Origin of the sequence: Paenibacillus durus (assembly GCF_000756615.1) — a bacterium.
Classification (GTDB): Bacteria; Bacillota; Bacilli; order Paenibacillales; family Paenibacillaceae; genus Paenibacillus_AQ; species Paenibacillus_AQ durus.
This window is the reverse complement of the sequence record NZ_CP009288.1, coordinates 1,637,131-1,656,989: the sequence shown is the minus strand read 5'-3', so window position 1 is coordinate 1,656,989 and position 19,859 is coordinate 1,637,131. Positions and strand designations below refer to the sequence as shown.

The 19,859-nt window shown below is 51.4% G+C and carries 18 protein-coding genes; 5 read left to right on the top strand and 13 right to left on the bottom strand.

The genetic code is table 11. From position 1 onward, the window contains the following. Window positions 1-39 precede the first annotated feature (39 nt). The gene (locus PDUR_RS07525; protein WP_042205735.1) at window positions 40-2,166 is read right to left on the bottom strand and encodes a putative bifunctional diguanylate cyclase/phosphodiesterase; all 2,127 of its coding nucleotides are present in this window, start codon (window positions 2,164-2,166) and stop codon (window positions 40-42) included. Between the two features lie 308 nt (window positions 2,167-2,474). On the opposite strand from PDUR_RS07525, the gene PDUR_RS07520 reads away from it, so the two are divergent. Genes PDUR_RS07520 through PDUR_RS07510 form a run of 3 tightly spaced genes read left to right on the top strand, consistent with a single transcriptional unit; the run spans window position 2,475 to window position 4,993 of the window. Then, entirely contained in the window at window positions 2,475-2,717 is a 243-nt protein-coding gene (locus PDUR_RS07520; RefSeq protein WP_042205734.1) for a FeoA family protein, read from the top strand. Further along, entirely contained in the window at window positions 2,714-4,726 is a 2,013-nt protein-coding gene (gene feoB, locus PDUR_RS07515; protein ID WP_042205733.1) for a ferrous iron transport protein B, read from the top strand. The genes PDUR_RS07520 and feoB overlap by 4 nt, the downstream gene beginning before the upstream one ends. Window positions 4,727-4,768: 42 nt before the next feature. Then, entirely contained in the window at window positions 4,769-4,993 is a 225-nt protein-coding gene (locus PDUR_RS07510; RefSeq protein ID WP_330217248.1) for a FeoB-associated Cys-rich membrane protein, read from the top strand. 137 nt (window positions 4,994-5,130) lie between these two features. On the opposite strand, the gene PDUR_RS07505 is transcribed toward PDUR_RS07510, so the two are convergent. The 4 genes from PDUR_RS07505 to leuB all read right to left on the bottom strand — a co-directional run bounded on the left by PDUR_RS07505 (window position 5,131) and on the right by leuB (window position 9,214). Beyond that, entirely contained in the window at window positions 5,131-6,246 is a 1,116-nt protein-coding gene (locus tag PDUR_RS07505; RefSeq protein WP_052410113.1) for an ATP-binding protein, read from the bottom strand. A 523-nt stretch (window positions 6,247-6,769) separates the two neighbouring features. Next, a complete protein-coding gene (locus PDUR_RS07500; RefSeq protein ID WP_025695991.1) occupies window positions 6,770-7,177 on the bottom strand; it encodes a hypothetical protein in 408 nt (135 codons plus the stop codon). A 202-nt stretch (window positions 7,178-7,379) separates the two neighbouring features. Further along, a complete protein-coding gene (locus PDUR_RS07495; protein WP_042205731.1) occupies window positions 7,380-7,919 on the bottom strand; it encodes a peroxiredoxin in 540 nt (179 codons plus the stop codon). Window positions 7,920-8,134: 215 nt separating this feature from the next. Next, the gene (leuB, locus tag PDUR_RS07490) at window positions 8,135-9,214 is read right to left on the bottom strand and encodes a 3-isopropylmalate dehydrogenase (protein ID WP_042205730.1); all 1,080 of its coding nucleotides are present in this window, start codon (window positions 9,212-9,214) and stop codon (window positions 8,135-8,137) included. A 356-nt stretch (window positions 9,215-9,570) separates the two neighbouring features. Here leuB and PDUR_RS07485 point away from each other — a divergent pair, with 356 nt between their 5' ends. Further along, complete coding sequence (locus tag PDUR_RS07485) at window positions 9,571-10,551, top strand: aldo/keto reductase (protein ID WP_042205728.1); 981 nt, start codon at window positions 9,571-9,573, stop codon at window positions 10,549-10,551. A gap of 106 nt (window positions 10,552-10,657) precedes the next feature. Here PDUR_RS07485 and PDUR_RS27205 read toward each other — a convergent pair whose 3' ends face one another. From PDUR_RS27205 to ilvB, 8 genes are all read right to left on the bottom strand, one after another. Then, window positions 10,658-11,749 carry a DUF4097 family beta strand repeat-containing protein gene (locus PDUR_RS27205; protein WP_052410112.1) on the bottom strand — a complete coding sequence of 364 codons (1,092 nt, stop codon included), beginning with the start codon at window positions 11,747-11,749 and terminating at the stop codon, window positions 10,658-10,660. 18 nt (window positions 11,750-11,767) lie between these two features. After that, window positions 11,768-12,268, bottom strand: a complete 501-nt coding sequence (locus PDUR_RS27200) for a hypothetical protein (protein WP_052410111.1) — start codon at window positions 12,266-12,268, stop codon at window positions 11,768-11,770. A gap of 69 nt (window positions 12,269-12,337) precedes the next feature. After that, window positions 12,338-12,787, bottom strand: coding sequence for an anti-sigma factor family protein (locus PDUR_RS07470; RefSeq protein ID WP_042205727.1), 450 nt, complete (start codon window positions 12,785-12,787; stop codon window positions 12,338-12,340). After that, window positions 12,784-13,443: an RNA polymerase sigma factor gene (locus PDUR_RS07465; RefSeq protein WP_052410110.1), complete on the bottom strand. Its 660-nt coding sequence runs from the start codon at window positions 13,441-13,443 to the stop codon at window positions 12,784-12,786. The genes PDUR_RS07470 and PDUR_RS07465 overlap by 4 nt, the downstream gene beginning before the upstream one ends. Before the next feature lie 297 nt (window positions 13,444-13,740). Further along, window positions 13,741-15,282, bottom strand: coding sequence for a 2-isopropylmalate synthase (locus PDUR_RS07460; RefSeq protein WP_042205726.1), 1,542 nt, complete (start codon window positions 15,280-15,282; stop codon window positions 13,741-13,743). Between the two features lie 122 nt (window positions 15,283-15,404). Beyond that, window positions 15,405-16,397, bottom strand: a complete 993-nt coding sequence (ilvC, locus tag PDUR_RS07455) for a ketol-acid reductoisomerase (protein WP_042205725.1) — start codon at window positions 16,395-16,397, stop codon at window positions 15,405-15,407. Between the two features lie 167 nt (window positions 16,398-16,564). Further along, entirely contained in the window at window positions 16,565-17,050 is a 486-nt protein-coding gene (ilvN, locus tag PDUR_RS07450; protein WP_042205724.1) for an acetolactate synthase small subunit, read from the bottom strand. A 2-nt stretch (window positions 17,051-17,052) separates the two neighbouring features. After that, window positions 17,053-18,795: a biosynthetic-type acetolactate synthase large subunit gene (ilvB, locus tag PDUR_RS07445; RefSeq protein WP_042205723.1), complete on the bottom strand. Its 1,743-nt coding sequence runs from the start codon at window positions 18,793-18,795 to the stop codon at window positions 17,053-17,055. Between the two features lie 601 nt (window positions 18,796-19,396). Between ilvB and PDUR_RS07440 the strand changes: the two genes are divergently transcribed. Then, on the top strand, window positions 19,397-19,855 hold the full coding sequence (locus PDUR_RS07440; RefSeq protein ID WP_042205722.1) for a GNAT family N-acetyltransferase: 459 nt from the start codon (window positions 19,397-19,399) through the stop codon (window positions 19,853-19,855). The last annotated feature ends 4 nt before the right edge of the window (window positions 19,856-19,859 follow it).

The window sequence follows — 19,859 nt, the reverse complement described above, 5'->3', positions numbered from 1 at the left end:
TAATATTTTAACACTTCTAACGGGAGAAGGCAATTCCAATTAGGATGGCATTCCATAAATAGTAGGTTTCAGGAAAATTCTTTCGAACTCCTGAGCCCTGATCGGCTTGCTGAAGAAATAGCCCTGCGCCTCATGGCAGCGCTGCTGGCGCAAGAATTGCAGTTGATCCTCGTTCTCCACTCCCTCGGCCGTCACCTTCAGCTTCAAATGATGCGCCATGGAAGTAATTGTTGAGACAATGGCAGCATTGTTGCTGTCCTCCATAACCTCCGCCACGAAGGAACGGTCGATTTTGAGGCGGTCAATCGGCATATTTTTCAGATAGTGCAGCGAGCTGTAGCCCGTTCCAAAATCGTCGATACTGATGTACACCCCGAGCTCCTTAAGCCGCTTCAGCTGCTCGAAGGCTTTTTCCTTGTCCATCGTCATGCTCTCCGTAATTTCAAGATCCACATAGCTCGGATCGAGGCCAATCCGTTGCAAAAATCCTCCGATCTTACCGGCCAGATTCGGCTGGAGGAACTGACGCAGGGACAAATTGACCGAGACGCAGATCGGACGGTATCCCGCCTTCTGCCATTCCTTGTTCTGAGAACAGGCGGTTCTCAGCACCCACTCCCCAATCGGAACAATCAGCCCGCTCTCCTCGGCGATGGGAATGAAATCAGCCGGCGACACAAGTCCGCGTTTCGGATGCTGCCAGCGAAGCAGCGCCTCCATGCCGACAATCTCCTTGGTGGCCAGTTGAACCTGCGGCTGATACAGAAGGAAAAATTCCTCCCGCTCCAGCGCTCTGCGCAGATCGTTCTCCAGCTTTAATCTTTCCTTGGCCTTCATTTGTATTAACGGCACGTACCTGCGAATATCTACGCCATGTTCCTTGGCATCATGAACAGCGGTATCCGCGTTCTGAATGAGCTGCTCCGCCGTATCTCCGTCAGCGGGAAATATGCTGATGCCCAGGCTGAGCGAAATATGATATTCGCCGGCCTCCAGCTCAATAGGCTGTTCGAACAGATTGAGCAGCTCTTTGGAGCGGAGAAAGCAGCTATCCAGACTCTGCATGTCTGTCATCAAATAGGCGAATTCATCTCCGCCCATACTGAATAAATCCTCGCCCGGCCTGATGCCATCCTTAATCCTCGACGCCACCAGTTGCAGCAGACGGTCTCCGGCTAAATGGCCCAATGAAACGTTGATATCCTTGAAATGATTGATATTGAGGACGGCTAGCGCCGAGCAGCCGCGAATGGCAGAGGTTTTATGAGACTCAATAACTTCATCAACATGCTGGAGCAGCCGGCGTCTGTTCGGCAGTCCGGTCAAATCGTCATGATAGACCAGATAATTGATCTGCGCTTCAATCGCCTGCTTCTCACGGAACGGCTCCTCGATCGTCAATCTGTACACGCCGGTAAGCAGCAAATAGTAGGCTGCCGCGCAGCTTGCCGCTCCGAACAGCAGATCGATATTCTTATCGGACCCCGCGTCAATATAGAACGCCTGACCCAGAGCGAGAAATACGAGCGACCTGATAATAATCAGCAGCGAGGACGACTTCTCTGCACGTTTCGTATAGAAGATAATAGCGATGTCCAGAAGGTAAACCAGCAGCACAACAAAATTAAGCAGTTTTCTGGCAAAATCCGCCTGCACGGGACTGATTACCTCCGGAAGGAAATAAGAGCCCGCACTGAATAGAACCATTGACAACACGACCAGAAGGATGGACTTCCGCAGGACGCTATTTTTTCTCGGGACAAGCACCGGAGAATCTTCCTTACCAAAGATCAGAAGAATACCGACTGCACTCGCAAGCCTTGAGAAGGATAGCAGCCAAAATGCCCTGTCTTCGCTTATCACGGTCTGGATGAACGGAATTCCAATAAAACCGAGCGTATGCAGAAGATCGAACACGCAAACTCCCAAAAAAAGAGCGGAAGAGTAAAGTCTGCCCCTCGATAATTGATTGGAGAAAAGAAGCCATCCCTGGGCAAAAATCGCAAATCCGAAGGCGCTGGTACACCAGCTGCTAATCAGATACAACGCAGACAGCGCTTCCCGTTCGTTATCGCCATTCAGCGTAACGTGCATACTTTGAACCAACAGTAATAGCGCTGCGCCGCAAACTGCTGTAAGCAGTGTTTTTTTCTCTTCTATTTTCATAGGCTTTCGTAGGCCCCTCGCGTCTAAGTATCACTCTATGGCTCACAAAATTATATATCCTTAATATAAATATCGGTTGGATGAGGCTGGAAATTTACAGTGTTCTGCCGTTGGCCAAAAGACCTAATTTTGATAAGTAACTGCATTAATATATGCAAAGAAATAAGCATCCGTTTATGGATTATCGGCTCGAGATTTGTCGAATCTTCTTACTCTTGTGATTTTCGTCATTGAATTGAGTATGAAAAAATGATAAATTACAGAAAAACAATTGAGACTGATTCTCAGTCTCCACCGGAGGGATTAAGATGATTGCTTCAGTTTGCCACCTACTGCAATTGCAACCGGGTTCCGCCGGCGCTATTCAAGGAATAGAGGGAATGGATCCTGTTCTGCGCCGCCGTCTGGCCGATTTGGGAGTTTCGGAAGGCTGCACCGTCTGTCTTAAAGGAAAAGGTCCATTCATGGGTCCGGTTATGTTGGAGTGCAACGGACAATTGCTCGCCATCCGCCGGAAAGAAGCCTCGAAAATTGTGGTGACCGTGCCATGAGCTCTATCGCACTTCTTGGGAACCCTAATACCGGAAAGACGTCCCTTTTTAATACATTGACTTCTTCTTATGAATATGTTGGCAACTGGGCAGGCGTAACGGTTGAGAAAAAGGTCGGCGACCTGAAAAACGGCGCAGGCACACTGATTGATTTGCCCGGCATTTACTCCCTTCATCCGCTGTCGCGTGACGAAGGCGTTGCAACCCAATATCTGCTTGAAGAGTCGCCGGAGGCGCTCGTCAACATCGTCGACGCTTCGCAGCTTGAACGAAATCTGCTGCTGACCGTCCAACTGCTCGAGTATGGCAGGCCGACGGTCATCGGACTCAATATGATCGACGTAGCCAAAGCAAGAGGCATTAAGGTGCATCCGGACGTTCTGCAAGCCAAGCTTGGCGTTACTGTGCTTCCGCTGGTCGCGAGAACGGGCAAAGGCACCGCACAGGTGCTGAGCATGCTGGAGAACTCGGCGGATATCCCGGCTGTGAACTTCAAGCTGGATTATGGATTAATTGTCGAACAAGCTATCTCCTCCATTGAGCGGGAGCTAAGCCAAGAAATCGGCCTTCCCAATCATCGTTGGGTTGCCCTCCAGCTATTGGAGCAAAATCCGGTCATCCTGGAATTCCTTAAGGGCCGCGCGGATGCGGACAAATTGCTTGCTATTCGTGATAAATGTCAGAATGAGCTTCAAAACAGCAAGTTGGCGCTTACCCTTCCTCAATGGATTCGTTCTGTTCGAACCGATTATATCCGTTCGCTTTGTCTTGACGCTCTGGACACATCGGGCATAAAACCCCATAACTTGACGGAACGGCTCGATTCCATCCTTACGAATCGATATCTCGGACTGCCGATATTCCTTGCGTTTATGTATGTGCTGTTTAAGACGACCTTCGAATGGGTTGGCGCACCGTTGTCCGATTTGCTGGACGGCCTCCTTGCCGGTCCAATCAGTACGGGAACATCATCGTTTCTTGATACGGTCGGAGCATCTGATTTCGTGCACGCTTTACTTGTTGACGGCATTATAGGCGGCGTAGGCGGCGTTATCGTCTTTGTCCCGCAAATCTTCATTCTGTTCTTGATCATTTCTTTTGTTGAAGATTCCGGGTATATGGCCCGTGTCAGTCTCGTTGTGGACAGCATCATGGAACGAATGGGATTGAACGGCAAAGCTTTTATTCCATTTATCATCGGTTTCGGCTGCAACGTGCCTGCCGTTATGGCCGCGCGAAGCATTGAACAGCCCAAAGAGCGGATGCTGACAACTCTGCTGCTTCCTCTTATGTCATGCTCTGCCAGACTTCCAGTCTATCTGCTGTTTGCCGCCGTCTTTTTCCCGGAAAATCAGGCTGCTGTCATTATGACGATGTATGCTTTGGGAGTGGTGTTCGCGCTGCTGCTGTGCAAGCTCTTCTCCAAGTATTTGTTCAAGAACGAGTCCTCGGTATTTGTAATCGAGCTTCCTCCTTACCGGATGCCGCAGCTAAAGTCGCTGTCGCGCAGCACCTGGGAAAAAGGAAAAGGTTTCCTGCGCAAAGCAGGGACGATTATTTTAGCCGGTTCGGTTATCATCTGGATCATGTCTTACGCCGGACCTACCGGGTTAGGTGTGGATATGGACAACAGCTTCCTCGCCAAATTCGGTGGTCTTGTCGCACCTCTGCTGGAGCCGCTCGGCTTTGGTTTCTGGCAGGCAGGCTCGACGCTGGTTCCAGGCTTCCTTGCCAAAGAAGTTGTCGTTTCAACGATGAACATTATCTATCACGCACCGGAGGCTGCCGGACTGGAAGCGCAGATTTCCCAGGCGTTCACGCCGCTCAGCTCGGTTAGCTTTATGGTCTTCATTCTACTGTATACACCTTGCCTTGCTACGGTGGGCGTAATCAAGAAAGAAACGGCTTCCTGGAAATGGACCTTCTTCTCCATAGCCTATGCCGTCGTCCTGGCCTATTTGGTAAGTCTGGTTATCTATCAAGGCGGACGGCTCCTTGGATGGGCCTAACCCAATACGAATAGCCCTATATGGGGAAAGCGGGGAAATTACATGATGAGTGTACTGATTAATATATTGATTGCTGTGGCGATCTTCGGTTATTCCGGCTGGATTCTCTACCGCCATGTGCAAAAAGGGAAACAAGGCGCTTGTGCCGGTTGTGATAAAGGAAAAAGCTGCCAGGGCGCGTCTCAAAACTCTTCGCTGTCCTGCTGCAGCACTCAAGAAACGCCCCCGCCATCCGGACTGCATCATGGCAATCAAGTCGGAATGTAGTTGTCAAAAAGGTATACAAAAGGACCGGCCAAGTGATCTTCTTGCCGGTCTCTTTTTATGTTTACAGTTTTCACGTCTTAGGCTTATTTCTCCGGGGTCGGGGTGAAGCCAGGAGTAATTTCGTTCCTGCTTTCCGGTTATGCGGTAAACCCGGGAGTCAACGGAAGCGATATCACAAAACTGGTCCCCTCATTAATCCGGCTGCTGACCGAAATTCGTCCCCCATGATTTTTGATGATCCGGTCGCTGACGGAAAGACCCAGCCCTGTGCCGTTCTCCTTGGTAGTGAAGAATTGGTTGAACAGATGGCTCATGGTGCATACATCCATGCCTTTACCGTTGTCGGAGACGATTATCCGTACTTCTCCGCCTTCTCTATACGCCCCAAGCTCAATCCTCCCTGTGGTATCGTCCAAGCGGTCGGAGATCGCCTCCAGGGCGTTTCTTATCATATTGATCAGGACCTGCTTAATCTGCTTCACATCTACGGAAATATACAACTCGCCGGCTATAGCGTTAAGAACGATCTGGCAGCCTTTCATCAATACTTCGCTTTCTGTCAGCAGTATGACTTCTTTCAACAGGGCAGAAATGGAAATGATTCCAGCTTGAGGAGAGGAAGGCTTGGACGAGGATAGAAATTCATGAATAATATCATTGGCACGGTCGATCTCGGCCAAGATGATCTTGGCATATTCTTCCTTCCCAAGTCCCTGCAGATGCGGGCGAAGCAGCTGGATAAATCCACGAATGGCTGTCAAAGGATTTCGGATTTCATGGGCAATGGAGGCGGATAATTTGCCTAGCATAGCCAGATTGTCATTTTGGTAAGCGGTTTGTTCTATCTTTTTATAATCGGAAATTTCCTTGAATGTAAATAAATAGCTGCCGTTCATACCCGCGCCAAAAGACGCGTTTACTTCCCAATAGCGGCCATATTCGTCCATAAACTCATACATCGTCTTTCCTTTGTAAACTGTCTCCCGATAGATATGCAGCAGTTGTCTTTTCTTAATCCGGCTCAAAGAAAGATGTGTCAACAAATCGACTACAGTGCATCCTGCCAGTGTATAGCGCTGGATTTCAAGCATTCCGTACGCCCGCGCATTTACAAAGGTTAGAACTCCTTCTTCATCAAAAAGCATAACTCCACAATCAATATGCTCCAGAACATTTTCATATGTACTGTCCAGAAGCCCGGCTTGGAACGATCGCGGCGACAGAAGCCGACTTTCGTGAATTTCATGTAGCACGATGTGAAGTTCCTCCTTCAACTGAAATTGACGGAGCAGAACGACTAAATTGACGAAGCAGTTCTGCGACATCAAATTATGCTGTTATATAAGTGTATGCTATGGAACCGCTAGTACATTCGGCAATAATCTTAGTTTTATTCAGTCATCCAAGCGTTTTAACTATATTCCAATCATATCCAAGAAAAGTGCTCAAATCAATCAGAGATACTGTCGAATGTAAAAAAATTCATAAAATGATACTTTAGTGCCCTCCCGAGGGCCTAAGCAAACCGTCTATTCTTCATGAAAAAGACCCTCGCAATTGCGAGAATACTGAAATTCGTTCCATCAAAACGGAGAAACCGCGATTTACGGCCGTTTACGGCGGTTATCGTTTTTTTGTTGTTTCCGCGCTTTTTTGCCTTCTTGTATATCAAAAAGGCCATGGATCTCTACATGAAGTAGAAATACACGGCCTTTTTCAGTGTCCTCGTAAGTTGTGGAGATCTTTCCAGATGAAGTAATAAAATACGCCATGCCTTTACGCTTTTTGCTGAAGACGATGACGCCGCTGACTCATAACGGCGAGTCTCTTCTTTAGCTCCCGCTCCCACTTGACATCACCAATTTGTTTGGACACGGCCAGCAGATCAAGCGCCATATCAATCTGGCTGCGGATAATGGCCATAGCGTCTTCACTTTCCATATTGACGACATTTTCAAAAATCGACTCTTCGTCTTCCATCACATAATCCTGGAAATCCACATCGGTAACGCCGTCGCCATGCGCGTATTCCGCCAAGATTTCATACTCATTCTCGACCTTGTAATGAACCTCGACCCGGTGACATACCGGGCAAAAAAGCAGGGGAACATTATGGACTTGCGTGCGATAATGCTTAAGCGTCCCCTTCGTACCTACCATACTCGCTCCACAGCAAAAACTCATGATTGTTCACCCTCCTCAGGTCAGTTCCAATGGTTTCGTATTATTGTATTATACTCGGTTGCCGGCGATTCCTGCTGATAAAGATCAAGACAAGACTGACGGGCGTTTTGTTGCAAAAAGCCCCCTTGGCCGGATAATCATCCGGAAGGAGGCTTTGATCAGCATTTCAAAGGACATGGATGAGGACGCCCTGCAGCTTTGCTTACAGGTTCTTGTCGCCCGGTTTCCAGTTCATAGGGCACAATCCGCCCGATTGCAGCGCCTGCAGCACACGCAGAGTTTCTTCTACGCTGCGGCCTACATCGTTATGGTTAACTACTTGGTATTTCAGTTCGCCTTCCGGATCGATAATGAAGAGACCGCGAAGCGCGATGCCGTCTTCTTCGATCAATACGCCGTAATCGCTGGCTACTTTCTTCGTGATGTCCGAAGCAAGCGGGAAATTCAGCTGTCCAAGACCGCCAGCTTCTTTCGAAGCATTGATCCAAGCCTTGTGGCTGTGTACGGAATCGATGCTTACGCCAAGAATCTCGGTATCAAGCGCCGTGAATTGGTCGGCTGCTTCGCTGAGCGCCGTAATTTCAGTCGGGCACACGAAAGTGAAATCCAGAGGATAGAAGAAAAATACGAGCCATTTGCCGCGATAGTCGGACAAGCTAACTTTGCCAAATTCTTTGCCGTCTCCCGATACGGTTTCCATAGTGAAATCGGGAGCCTGTTTGCCTACCAAACGTTCTGCCATTGTGAAAATCCTCCTTTGATTATGTAAGAAAAACAATCTGCCATCCACCCGCATTAGGTGATGAAGAGGCGGTGTCTTTCTTGAGTTTGATCGATTTGGTTACGTCTTTGCTGTTACAAACCAAATGGTATCACCGTACAAAATCAAAGTCAAGATTACATTCATTATTTTTTTATAATAATTATAAATAAGCAATATTTTGTGACGATTTTCGCTTATTTACGGATAGCTGCGACAATCAGATCGCCCATCTCGCTCGTGCTGATCGCTTTGCTCTTGTCTACGGCAATATCGCTGGTACGATGCCCTGCATCAAGCACCTGCGCTACTGCGGCTTCGATTGCTGCAGCTGCGTCTTCATAGCCGAAGGTCAGGCGGAACATCAGAGCAAGCGAGAGGATTGTGGCAATTGGATTGGCCAATCCTTGTCCTGCAATGTCCGGAGCTGAACCATGCACCGGCTCATAAAGGCCGTAGCTTCCTTCGCCCAGCGAAGCGGAGGCCAGCATGCCGATGGAACCTGTGAGCATAGCGGCTTCATCGCTCAAAATATCGCCGAACATGTTCTCGGTGACGATGACGTCAAAGCTCGACGGGCGGCGCAGCAGCTGCATGGCGCAGTTATCGACCAGCACATGCTCCAGTTCCACATTCGGATAATCTGCTGCAACCCGAATAACCACTTCACGCCAGAGACGCGAAGTTTCCAGCACGTTCGCTTTGTCGACGGAAGCCAGCTTGCCCCGGCGCTTGCCGGCAATTTCAAATGCCTGGCGGGCGATGCGTTCCACTTCGGTCACATTGTACGCACAGGTATCAACCGCTTCTTCCCCCTGCTCGCTTTGACGGCGGAACTTCTCGCCGAAGTAAATACCGCCGGTCAGCTCGCGTACGACGATGAGGTCCGTTCCTTCAAGCACTTCCGGCTTCAGCGTGGAAGCATCCTTCAGACAGTCGAATACGACTGCGGGACGGAGATTCGAGAACAGCCCCAGCGCTTTGCGGATGCCGAGCAGCCCGGTCTCCGGACGAAGTTCCTTCGGATTGGTGTCCCATTTCGGACCGCCTACGGCGCCCAGCAGCACAGCGTCCGCGCTTTTACAGATATCCAGCGTTTCCACAGGCAGCGGCGTGCCCTTCTCGTCGATTGCGATACCGCCGAACAGCGCGTGCTCGGTCTCAAATTTGTAGCCGAATACTTCCTCGGTTACTTTCAATACTTTTTCCGCTTCCGCCACAACTTCTGGACCAATACCGTCCCCTGCGATTACGGCGATTTTTTTAACTTCGCTCATTCTTTGTCACTCCTCAAGTTGATCCGCGCCTACGCGGACATAGTTCTTCTGTATATTGTTGTAACATAATGAGGTCAAAAGGACAAAGATATAGAATCTATCATATTAATAGGAATAGCCTATAACCCGGTTAGGATCGAGCGGAAAGCAAATCTTCCAGCAAATCAGAGTCGGAAAATTACAGCCGGGCGCCTCATTCAAACAACGATAGCATTCCCGATTGCCCGGCATTCATTACATTTGCTCGAAGTGCCCGCTTTACCGTATTGCCCGTGCCTGCAAAGTTGTTTACAATTAAGTAAGTAAACGCTTTCGGTTAATGGCTTCTTAATTTTATTTTGGGGAGTGATCAAGAGGTGCAATACACGAAGCTTGGCAAATCCGGCATGAAGGTCAGCCGGCTATGTCTGGGGACGATGAATTTTGGACCGCTGACGGACGAGCAGGAAGCTTTCAGCATTATGGACGCCGCGCTTGATGCCGGAATCAATTTTTTTGACACTGCGAATGTGTACGGGGGCAGGGAAAGCTCCGGCCTGACCGAAAGCATTATCGGCCGCTGGTTTAAGCAGGGCGGCGGACGGCGGGAAAAAGTCGTGCTCGCCACCAAAGTGTACGGCGCCATGAACGATCCGCTTGACGGTCCGAATGACGAGCGCTCGCTGTCTGCGTACAAAATCCGCCGGCACTTGGAAGACTCTTTGCAGCGGCTTGCGACCGACCATATCGAGCTGTACCAGATGCATCATGTGGACCGCAGCGTTTCTTGGGACGAGCTGTGGGGAGCCTTTGAGCTAGCTGTAAAGCAGGGCAAAATCGGCTATGTCGGCTCCAGCAACTTTGCGGGCTGGGATATTGCGGTTGCTCAAGCGGAAGCGAAGGCCAGGGGCTTCCTTGGCCTCGTATCGGAGCAGCATAAGTACAGCTTGACCTGCCGGCTGCCGGAGCTTGAAGTGCTGCCGGCGGCGCAGAGCCTGGGGCTTGGCGTTATTCCCTGGAGCCCGCTGGACGGCGGTCTGCTCGGCCGCAATGCCCTCAAAAAAATCACGGGCAGCCGCAGCGGCGGGAATATCGAACGCGTCGAACGGCACCAGACTCAGCTGGAGCAGTTCGCCAAGCTATGCCTGGAGCTTGGCGAACCTCAGGACAATGTCGCCTTAGCCTGGCTGCTGGCCAATCCGGCTGTAAGCGCGCCGATCATCGGTCCCCGCTCGCTGGAACAGTTCGAGAGCTCCCTGCGTTCCCTGGAAGTCGAGCTTGACAATGCCGTTATGGCCCGGCTGGACGAGATCTTCCCCGGACCTGGAGGAGCGGCTCCTAAAGCATACGCCTGGTAGGACAATTAACAGATAAGTCCGGGAGCTAATAATTTCTGGATTTGGACAGCAACAGCCGCACGCTGCCGGATTTCTCCGAAGCGTACGGCTCCTTCTTTTTTCAAGGCTATTCTGTTATATCCGCGCTCACGCTGCCATTGGTTGTGGACAGCTTTACAATATGATTTCCGCTGCCAAGCACCGCAGTTCCATTGTTGTCGCTTTGTTTCTGCCAGTTGACGCTTCCCTTCAGCGATCCGTTGGTCGTGTCGGCGGTAATTGACGCATCCGTCGCCCCAGGCAGCTTCAGCGAGATGCTGCCATTGCTCGAAGCGCACTCCCAGTTTCCCGTAACGGGAGATTGGATGGTTATTTTACCGTTGCTGCTCTTGGCGTACACTTGGCCGGCAATGTTCTCCAGCGTGATGGAGCCGTTGGAACTGGTGATATGGGCTCCTCCCTCCACCCTCTGCAGATTAAGCGAACCGTTGCTTGTACCGGCCTTGACTCCGCCTTTTATTCCCCGCATTTCGATTCTGCCGTTGGATGTACTGGCTTCGATGCCGTTGTCCAGATCCGATACGTCCAGCGAACCGTCGCTTGTTCCGATCATGACCGCAAGATCCGCAGGAAGACTCACATTGAGATAGGGAGTGTTGCCGGAAAAGCCGAAATAAATCCCCGATAACAAGCTTTTTTCCGCCGTCATCTCAAGCACTACCGTGTCTCCATTCGTTGTCACCTTCCAGTAATCATTCATTGCCCGCTCGCTTTCACTTTGGCTGCTGCCGGGAGCGAGCAGGCGCCCATCATAAATAAGAGTTCTTCCCTGAATACCGTTCACCTTAACCTTGCCGCTAGGGATCGATATTTTAACCCTTTTGATGTTCTCTCCAATCTGCACCGTTCCGTTAACAGAGCTTAAATGCGCTTTACCCAGCAGGGTGTCCAGCGAGCCTCCCGGAAGTAGGGATTGTCCTGCGCTCACGAGGCCCAGCAGCAGAATCAGAACGATTGCCCATCCGCTGGTTCGGGCTCTGGCCTCCGTTCTAAACAGCAGCCGCAGCAGCATTTCCACTCCAAGCAGAATAAGCAGTGCCGGCCACAAAAACCTAAGCGCCTCATACGTTAGCTTACCGAATTGAACTAGTGCAATAATGACGCCAAGCGCAATGCACCCAAGCGCAGCCGTCAAGCTTCCAATTTTCCATCTTCCCATGCCCATGATTCTCCGTTCTTATGCTTTTGTGTTCTTTCTAAGCATATGCAGCCCGTAACCAATCAGGCCCAGCGACAGCAAAATAGTACCGATATTGAGTTCGGTCAGCAAATACCACAGTCCCGGGAATACCGTAATCAGCAGCAGGAGAACCCCTGCTATGATGCAGGCGCCTCCCATCCATGCCGGACTGACGTCATCCTGCGGGTAATCGGGCATCGGGGGCATGACAAACGGCGGCCAGGGCGAGCCAAGACCTTCCGGGCCATACATCAGCCGTTCGTGCTCTGAAAAGGCGAGCTTGTTCCATGTTGCCTTTTGCAGAGCGTCGAATAATTGATAGAACCATAGCGCGGCCAGCGCGAACGGGAATACCGTCGGCATGGAAGGAATAAAGACGATGCAGACAAACGCGCCGATCATAAACTGCATTCCCTGTTTTTTGAAGCCCAGATACAAATGTCCGAGTCCCGGAACCATGGCCAGCATAAAAGTGAGCCAGCGTTTCTTTTTTATCATGTAATATCCTCCTGATCCTGTGTTTGCCGACATTGGCATTGTCCAGCCTATTTATCTATCGCTTCGGCTCTAGCGGTTCCCCTGGTTGCCGAACAGCGCCGTGACCGAGTTCGACATTTGGCCATTGATTTGCGTCAGTCCGTAGCCCAACTGCTCAAATACACCATATTGAAGCAGCACAAAGGTCAGACAGGCCGCGAGCCCGTAGTGAACCCATGAGGTCCGGCGCGCTGAGCGCCGCCTTGAAGCTGCAGGTCCCGCACCATCCGACTGCCGCGCAGATTCCAGCCGTTCGATTTCCGCCATCACCTGCGGGACGAGATCGGGGATATCGGAGAGCTGAAAGTCCGGAGCGTCGTCCGCTCCCTTCCAAATCTCTTCCATCGCCTTTGCTTCCTCCAGCCACCGCGCGCAGCCTTGGCACGCCGCGATATGCTGCGTCATTTCCCGCTCCGCTTCGGGAGCCAGCAGACCTTCGATATAATGGGGAAGCCATTCCATCACTACATTGCATTTCATTCCCATCTCTCCCCTTTTCTTCGCATGATCTGTCTGGCGCGGTATAGCTGTGATTCAACCGTTTTTACCGATACGCCTTTCGCTTCAGCTATTTCCTGATAGGATTGCCTGTTAAAGTAGTACAGCTGCACGACCGACCGGTACGGTTCGGCAAGACTGTTCACACTTCTTCCCAGTTCTTCGGAAGCTTCCTTTCGGAGCGCGGCATGTTCCGGCGTCTGTGAAGTCACATAGTCATTCTCCGTATAATCCGCCATGCTGCGATACTTCCACTCCCTGTCATTGGCTCTTTTCCAGTCCAGACAAGTACGGTAGGCAATCCGGTACAGCCAGGTAGAAAATGAGGATTGTCCCCGGAAGGAGGGAAGCGCCTTGTAGGCCTTGATAAATACTTCCTGGGCCATATCTTTGGCCGACTCGGATTCTCCCGTTATTTTGATGCATACCCGGTATACCAAGCCCTGATAGCGCGTCACCAAATGAGCAAAAGCCTGACGCTCGCCGTTCAGTACGGCCGATATCCATTCCGCCTCTTCCAGTTGTCTCCCCTCCTCTTCTACATTACGTTTGACGTTCGCCTCTTCCGCTCCCCTGCAAAAATCATTGATTTCTATTATAAATCTAATTTGGACAAAAACTTCGACAATCGGCCTCAAACGATATTACGATTTTACAGCATCCGTACCCGGCGTCAGATCGTCATCCGATCGATATTGCCATAGGGTGAGGAATCTCGGAACCGCTTATATCCGTATGTACGCGCAAGAAGAAACGGCTTCGCCGTCCTTGCAGGGACGGTACCGTTTCTCGTAGAAATATAAGACAAATTGATTAGCGCTGAGCTTATAAATTCTTATATTTCGAAAAAAGGACTGCTCCTGAGCTGAATTCGCCCCGAAACAGTCCCTATATACCGCCGTTCTCATTCCTAAACAAGCTGCAAGCGCCGCTTTCTATAAATGAGCGTCCTCGCGCTTCGTAAACGTCTTGCGCTTCTCAATCAGCTTGTTGAGCGCATCAAGATAAGCCCGGGCGCTGGCCTCCAGAATGTCCGTGCTAAGTCCTCTTCCCGCCGCAGCAACAATGCCCTGTGACAAAATGACATGCACCTCGCCCTGGGCGTCCTTGCCTTGAGTGACAGATTTGATGGAATAATCGTCCAGCTTGACTTCCTCGCCAGTTGCCTGGTCGATGGCGTTATATATCGCATCCACCGAGCCGTTCCCCTCGGCTACTGCAACGATCGGCTCCTCCGGCGGGCCGTTCAGAATCAGCTTCGCGGTCGGCGTCGCTTCATTGCCGTAAGTGACGTACAGAGTGCGCAGACTGTAAACCTCCGGCGTAATGCCCAGCCGCTCCTCCATCAGCGCCAAAATATCCTCGTCGGATACTTCCTTCTTCTTGTCGGCCAAATCCTTGAATCTGGAGAACGCCGAATTCAGCACGTCTTCAGGCAGATCATAGCCCAAATCGGTCAGCTTATCCCGGAAAGCATGGCGGCCGGAATGCTTGCCGAGCACCAGCTTGCTCTCTTTCAGGCCAATCGTTTCCGGCGTCATAATCTCGTACGTTGTCTTCTCCTTGAGCATGCCGTCCTGATGAATACCCGATTCATGGGCAAAAGCGTTCGCGCCAACGATCGCCTTGTTCCCCGGCACGACCATGCCGGTCAATTTGCTGACCAGGCGGCTGGTACGCGAAATCTCGGACAGCACAAGCGACGTCTTCGCCCCAAAGAAATCGCTGCGCGTCTCAAGCGCCATCGCGATCTCTTCAATCGCCGTGTTGCCCGCGCGTTCACCGATGCCATTGATTGTGCCCTCAATTTGATCCGCGCCATTCAGGATGGCCGCCAGCGTGTTCGCCGTGGCCATTCCCAGATCATTATGGCAATGCGCGCTAAGCTGAACGCGGTCGATGTCCGGAACATTTTCTTTTAAATATTTGAAGATTGCGCCATACTCCGACGGATTCAAATATCCGACCGTGTCCGGAATATTGACGACACTCGCGCCTTCGCGAACCGCCATGCCGACGACCTCGGCCATGAAATCGAGCTCGGTTCGTCCTGCATCCTCAAGCGAAAATTCCAGCTTGGAGAAATACTTCTTCGCATAGCGGATGGCCGCCTGCGCCGTCTCCAGAACCTGCCCCTTATCCATCCGCAGCTTATGCTGACGGTGAATCAGGGAAGTCGCGAGAAAGAGATGAATACAAGGATCCTGCGCGCCCTGCAGCGCCTCCTTGACGGCATCGATATCGCTTTCGCGGGATCTGGAAAGGCCGATGACCGTAACATTCTTTACCGCTCTGGCAACTGCGTTGACTGCGGCCAAATCTCCCGGCGATGCTGCGGGAAATCCCGCCTCCATACGGTCAATCCCCAGCTTTTCCAACTGATAGGCGATCTCCAGCTTCTCCTGGGTATTCAGATTCACGCCGGGGGACTGTTCTCCGTCACGCAGTGTTGTATCGAAAACATAAATTTTTCGCATGCCGGGTACCTCCTTTAAAGTAATCGTCAAACGCTCCAAATGCGGCCCGCGTAAAAGCGGAGCCGCACCTGAAGACTTACGTTTATATGTGTATCCTTACACTGATGCTGATTATGCCAATCTTATTTCTTGATCCAAGCCATCATTTCGCGCAGTTGTCCGCCGACAACCTCGATCGGATGAGCAGCTTCGTTGCGGCGTGTAGCGGTCAGGAAAGCACGGCCCGATTGGTTCTCGAGAATGAAATCGCGAGCGAATTTACCCTGCTGGATATCGCTGAGCACAGCCTTCATCGCTTTCTTCGTTTCGTCGGTTACAACGCGCGGGCCAGTTACATAGTCGCCGTATTCCGCCGTGTTACTGATGGAATCGCGCATCGTTGCCATACCTCCTTCATAGATGAGGTCAACGATCAGCTTCATCTCGTGCAAGCACTCAAAGTAAGCCATTTCCGGAGCATAGCCGGCTTCAACCAGCGTTTCAAAGCCAGCTTTGATCAGAGCCGTAACGCCGCCGCACAGTACAGCTTGTTCACCGAACAAATCGGTTTCCGTCTCTTCGCGGAAGGAGGTTTCGATTACCCCTGCACGGGTACAGCCGATACCTTTGGCATAAGCAAGTCCGATCGCTTTCGCGTTGCCAGTCGCATCCTGCTCGATCGCGATCAAGCCGGGAACGCCAAAGCCTTCTTCATAAGTGCGGCGAACCATATGTCCTGGGGATTTAGGCGCAACCAGCAGCACATCCGAATCTTTCGGAGCTACGATTTGTCCAAAATGAACGTTGAAGCCGTGGGAGAACATAAGCGCCGCGCCTTGTTTCAGGTTTGGCTCGATCTCGTTCTTATAAACGGCAGCCTGGGTTTCGTCAGGCATCAGGATTTGCACTACGTCCGCACGGGATACCGCTTCGGAGACCGGCAGCACTTCGAAACCGTCATTCTTCGCGGTTTGGAACGATTTGCCTTCGCGCAGGCCGATGATGACTTGAAGTCCGCTGTCACGCAGGTTCTGCGCCTGGGCATGTCCCTGGCTGCCATAACCGATAACCGCGATTGTTTTACCTTTTAATACGCTCAAATCTCCATCCTGCTCATAGTACGTTGTTACTGCCATTGTTAAAATCCTCCTTTAATTTGGAACCCATCTAAAGAGCGGGTGCTTCAGGAGAAGGGCTGTACATGTTGCGCTTTCCCTCAAGCTCCCGCTCTTTAGCGGGCATGCCGTTCGTTATTATATTGTACTGCAAAAAAGCAGCAATTCGCTAAAGCTGTAAAATATACCTATTGCACATTTCCGCGGATCATTGCCGTTACGCCGGTCCGGGACAGCTCTCTGATGCCGTAAGGCTTCAGCAGTTCGATCATCGCATCGATCTTCTGCGTATCCCCAACGACCTGCACTAGCATGCTCGTGCTGCCGATGTCGACAACGGAGGCGCGGAACGTTTCGACCACGCCCATAATCTCCGGCCGCTCGGAAGGCTCGGCCTTGACCTTAATCAGCGCCAGCTCGCGGGCAACCATGGGCTTTGCACTAAGGTCAACCACCTTGATGACGTCGATCAGCTTATAGAGCTGCTTCTCAATCTGCTCCAGCTGGTCATCATCTCCCAAAGTGACGATGACCATTCTGGACAATCCCGCCTCCTCGGATTGACCAACGGTAATGCTCTCAATATTAAACCCGCGCCGTCCGAACAGCCCCGACACCCGTTGGAGCACACCAGGCTGATCGTTCACCAGCACGGAAATCGTATTTCTTTCCACCGTTATTCATCCCCCATCAGCATTTGATCAATCGTCGAGCCCTGGGTTACCATCGGGTAGACATTCTCGTCCTTGGAAACGCGGAATTCCACCAACACCGGTCCCGGCGTTTCCAGAGCTTCCTGCCATGCTGCCCTTGCTTCTTCTTTCGTTGTCGCCAGGATTCCTTTTACACCGTAAGCTTCCGCCAGTTTCACAAAGTTCGGGCTGCCGGCCAGATCCGTATAGCTGTAACGTTTCTCGTAGATGAGATTCTGCCACTGCCGCACCATGCCGAGCACCTCGTTATTGAGCACGACGATCTTGACCGGAATGTTATGGATAGCGCATATTGCCAGCTCTTGGGAACACATCTGCATACCGCCGTCGCCGTTGATCGAGACCACCAGCCGTTCAGGGTAGGCCATCTGCGCACCGATTGCCGAAGGGAAACCGAAGCCCATCGTTCCAAGACCGCCGGAAGTCACCCAAGAACGCGGATGATTGAACTTGTAATACTGCGCCGCCCACATTTGGTGCTGACCGACGTCCGTCGTCACAATCGCCTCGCCCTGTGTCGTATCATTGATCAGTTCGATAACCCACTGCGGCTTCAGCTCGTAATCGGAGTCAGTATAACTAAGGGGCTTATCCTGCTTCCACTGAGCAATCTGCGCTCTCCAAGCATCGGCGTTCGAAGTCCGTTCAACTTCGGGATTCAGCATCTCCAGCACCGTCTTAACATCTCCAACAATCGGAATGTCAGGCGATATGTTCTTGCCGATTTCGGCAGGGTCGATGTCGATATGAACGATCTTGGCTTTTGGCGCGAAGCCATCAAGCTTGCCTGTCACACGGTCGTCGAACCTCGCTCCGATATTAATCAACAGATCGCACTGCTGGATGGCGTTATTCGCCGTATACGTACCGTGCATGCCTGGCATTCCCATCCACAAATCATCGCCGCTCGGGAATGCTCCCAGTCCCAGCAGTGTTGTCGTGATTGGGATTTCCGTCCGCTTCACGAATTCGCACATCGCTTCATGCGCGCCGGAATAGATAACCCCGCCGCCGGCAATGATGATCGGCCGCTCGGCCTCCGAAATCGCGCGTACCAGCTTGTCGAGCTGAAGCTTATTCGGAACGGTGCGTGGATTATAGCCCCGAAGATTCACGCTCGTTACAGGGGTGAACAGCGTCTTCGCCGCGGATACATCCTTGGGAATATCGATAAGTACCGGCCCTTTGCGGCCCGTCGATGCAATATGGAAAGCTTCATGAATGATTCTGGGCAGATCCTCCACATTACGTACCAAATAGCTGTGCTTGGTAATCGGCATCGTGATGCCGGTAATGTCCGCTTCCTGGAAAGCATCCGTACCGATCAGGCTGGAGAATACGTTGCCTGTGATGACAACCAGCGGGACAGAATCCATATAGGCTGTAGCGATACCGGTGACCAGATTGGTCGCCCCGGGGCCGGAAGTCGCGATACAGACGCCAGTCTTACCGCTTGCTCTTGCATATCCGTCCGCCGCATGAATCGCCCCCTGCTCATGACGGGTCAGCACATGCTTGAAATCATTGAATCCATACAATGCGTCATAGATGTATAGAACGGCTCCTCCGGGATATCCGAACACGGTATCCACGCCCTCCAGCACCAGGCTGCGCAGCAGAATCTCCGAACCGGTAATCACTTCCGGCGTCTTCCACTTCTCCCGTAACTCCTCTGTCGACCGCATTTCCGGTATTTGCGTCATCATTCAGTCATCCTCCTTACAAAATATCAACTTTCCTATGCAAACGACGATCGCCTTTGTTTCTCCATTTCAGCCGGCTTTAAACAAAACAAAAAAGCCTTTCATCACCCCTGCGCCGAATTAGCGCGTGAGGGACGAAAGGCTGTTCTTCCGTGGTACCACCCATATTTACAGAGCATCTCGCGATGCAATGCCTTGGTAGGTATGCAAAAACCCATCGATGTAGGCAAAAGCCGATCTTTGCAACCTAAAGTCCGTAACGCGGACCACACGATTTCCCCTAATAATTCCACCGGATCAAGCTGGCGGACCTTTCAGGGAAACAGCTCCGAGGTGAGCTCGTATATAAGGGGTTTTGGCGGTGGTTTCAGCAGTTCCACCCGCTCTCTGGTCAAAAGAGCCCTTAAAACTTCGTCCTCTTCATTGCCGTTGACTATAGTCAAATGTTTAGACACATTATATGATTCCTTACACGGTTAGTCAATCCCTTATTTTAAAGTCCTTATTTTAAAGTCTCCGTCTTGTCCTTCTTTTATTCTGGGCGGAACACCCAGCCCCCCGCCAATCATATGATGTACGACAAAGTGTGGAAGGGGGATGCACCGTGATCCGTTACCGCCGCCCAAAGCAGGACGATCAGATTATTCACCGGTTAATTGAGACCGAGCTTGTGCCTTTGTCCCATTTGCCCGCAAAAGTGCTGGAACAGGTCAAAAAAGAACTCCCGCGCCGGCTCGGGCAGGGAGTTACGCTTGTAGCTACCACCGATTATGACAGCGACCCGCTGGGATTTGTCCATTTTATGCTGCACGGAGATTTGCTCTATATCGACATGCTGGCCGTCGCCGCTTCGGCGAAACGAAAGCGCTGGGGAAATATGCTGATGGACCGGGCGGAGCGGTTTGCATTATCACGCGGATGCCATCGATCCAAAGTAGCTGTAGACATCGGAAATGCCGCCGGGCTCTCTTTTTACGAGAAGCTGGACTATATCGTGATCCGGTATGTGCCGCAGAGTATGTGCTACGAGATGGAAAAGCGCTTCTTGCCGCCAGGCATTTAAATTA

What these genes read in the sequence shown, in the direction of transcription:
- PDUR_RS07525 (WP_042205735.1), bottom strand. Translation starts at nt 2,166, where the DNA reads ATGAAAATAGAAGAGAAAAAAACACTGCTTACAGCAGTTTGCGGCGCA.
- PDUR_RS07520 (WP_042205734.1), top strand. Translation starts at nt 2,475, where the DNA reads ATGATTGCTTCAGTTTGCCACCTACTGCAATTGCAACCGGGTTCCGCC.
- feoB (WP_042205733.1), top strand. Translation starts at nt 2,714, where the DNA reads ATGAGCTCTATCGCACTTCTTGGGAACCCTAATACCGGAAAGACGTCC.
- PDUR_RS07510 (WP_330217248.1), top strand. Translation starts at nt 4,769, where the DNA reads ATGATGAGTGTACTGATTAATATATTGATTGCTGTGGCGATCTTCGGT.
- PDUR_RS07500 (WP_025695991.1), bottom strand. Translation starts at nt 7,177, where the DNA reads ATGAGTTTTTGCTGTGGAGCGAGTATGGTAGGTACGAAGGGGACGCTT.
- PDUR_RS07495 (WP_042205731.1), bottom strand. Translation starts at nt 7,919, where the DNA reads ATGGCAGAACGTTTGGTAGGCAAACAGGCTCCCGATTTCACTATGGAA.
- leuB (WP_042205730.1), bottom strand. Translation starts at nt 9,214, where the DNA reads ATGAGCGAAGTTAAAAAAATCGCCGTAATCGCAGGGGACGGTATTGGT.
- PDUR_RS27205 (WP_052410112.1), bottom strand. Translation starts at nt 11,749, where the DNA reads ATGGGAAGATGGAAAATTGGAAGCTTGACGGCTGCGCTTGGGTGCATT.
- PDUR_RS27200 (WP_052410111.1), bottom strand. Translation starts at nt 12,268, where the DNA reads ATGATAAAAAAGAAACGCTGGCTCACTTTTATGCTGGCCATGGTTCCG.
- PDUR_RS07470 (WP_042205727.1), bottom strand. Translation starts at nt 12,787, where the DNA reads ATGAAATGCAATGTAGTGATGGAATGGCTTCCCCATTATATCGAAGGT.
- PDUR_RS07460 (WP_042205726.1), bottom strand. Translation starts at nt 15,282, where the DNA reads ATGCGAAAAATTTATGTTTTCGATACAACACTGCGTGACGGAGAACAG.
- ilvC (WP_042205725.1), bottom strand. Translation starts at nt 16,397, where the DNA reads ATGGCAGTAACAACGTACTATGAGCAGGATGGAGATTTGAGCGTATTA.
- ilvB (WP_042205723.1), bottom strand. Translation starts at nt 18,795, where the DNA reads ATGATGACGCAAATACCGGAAATGCGGTCGACAGAGGAGTTACGGGAG.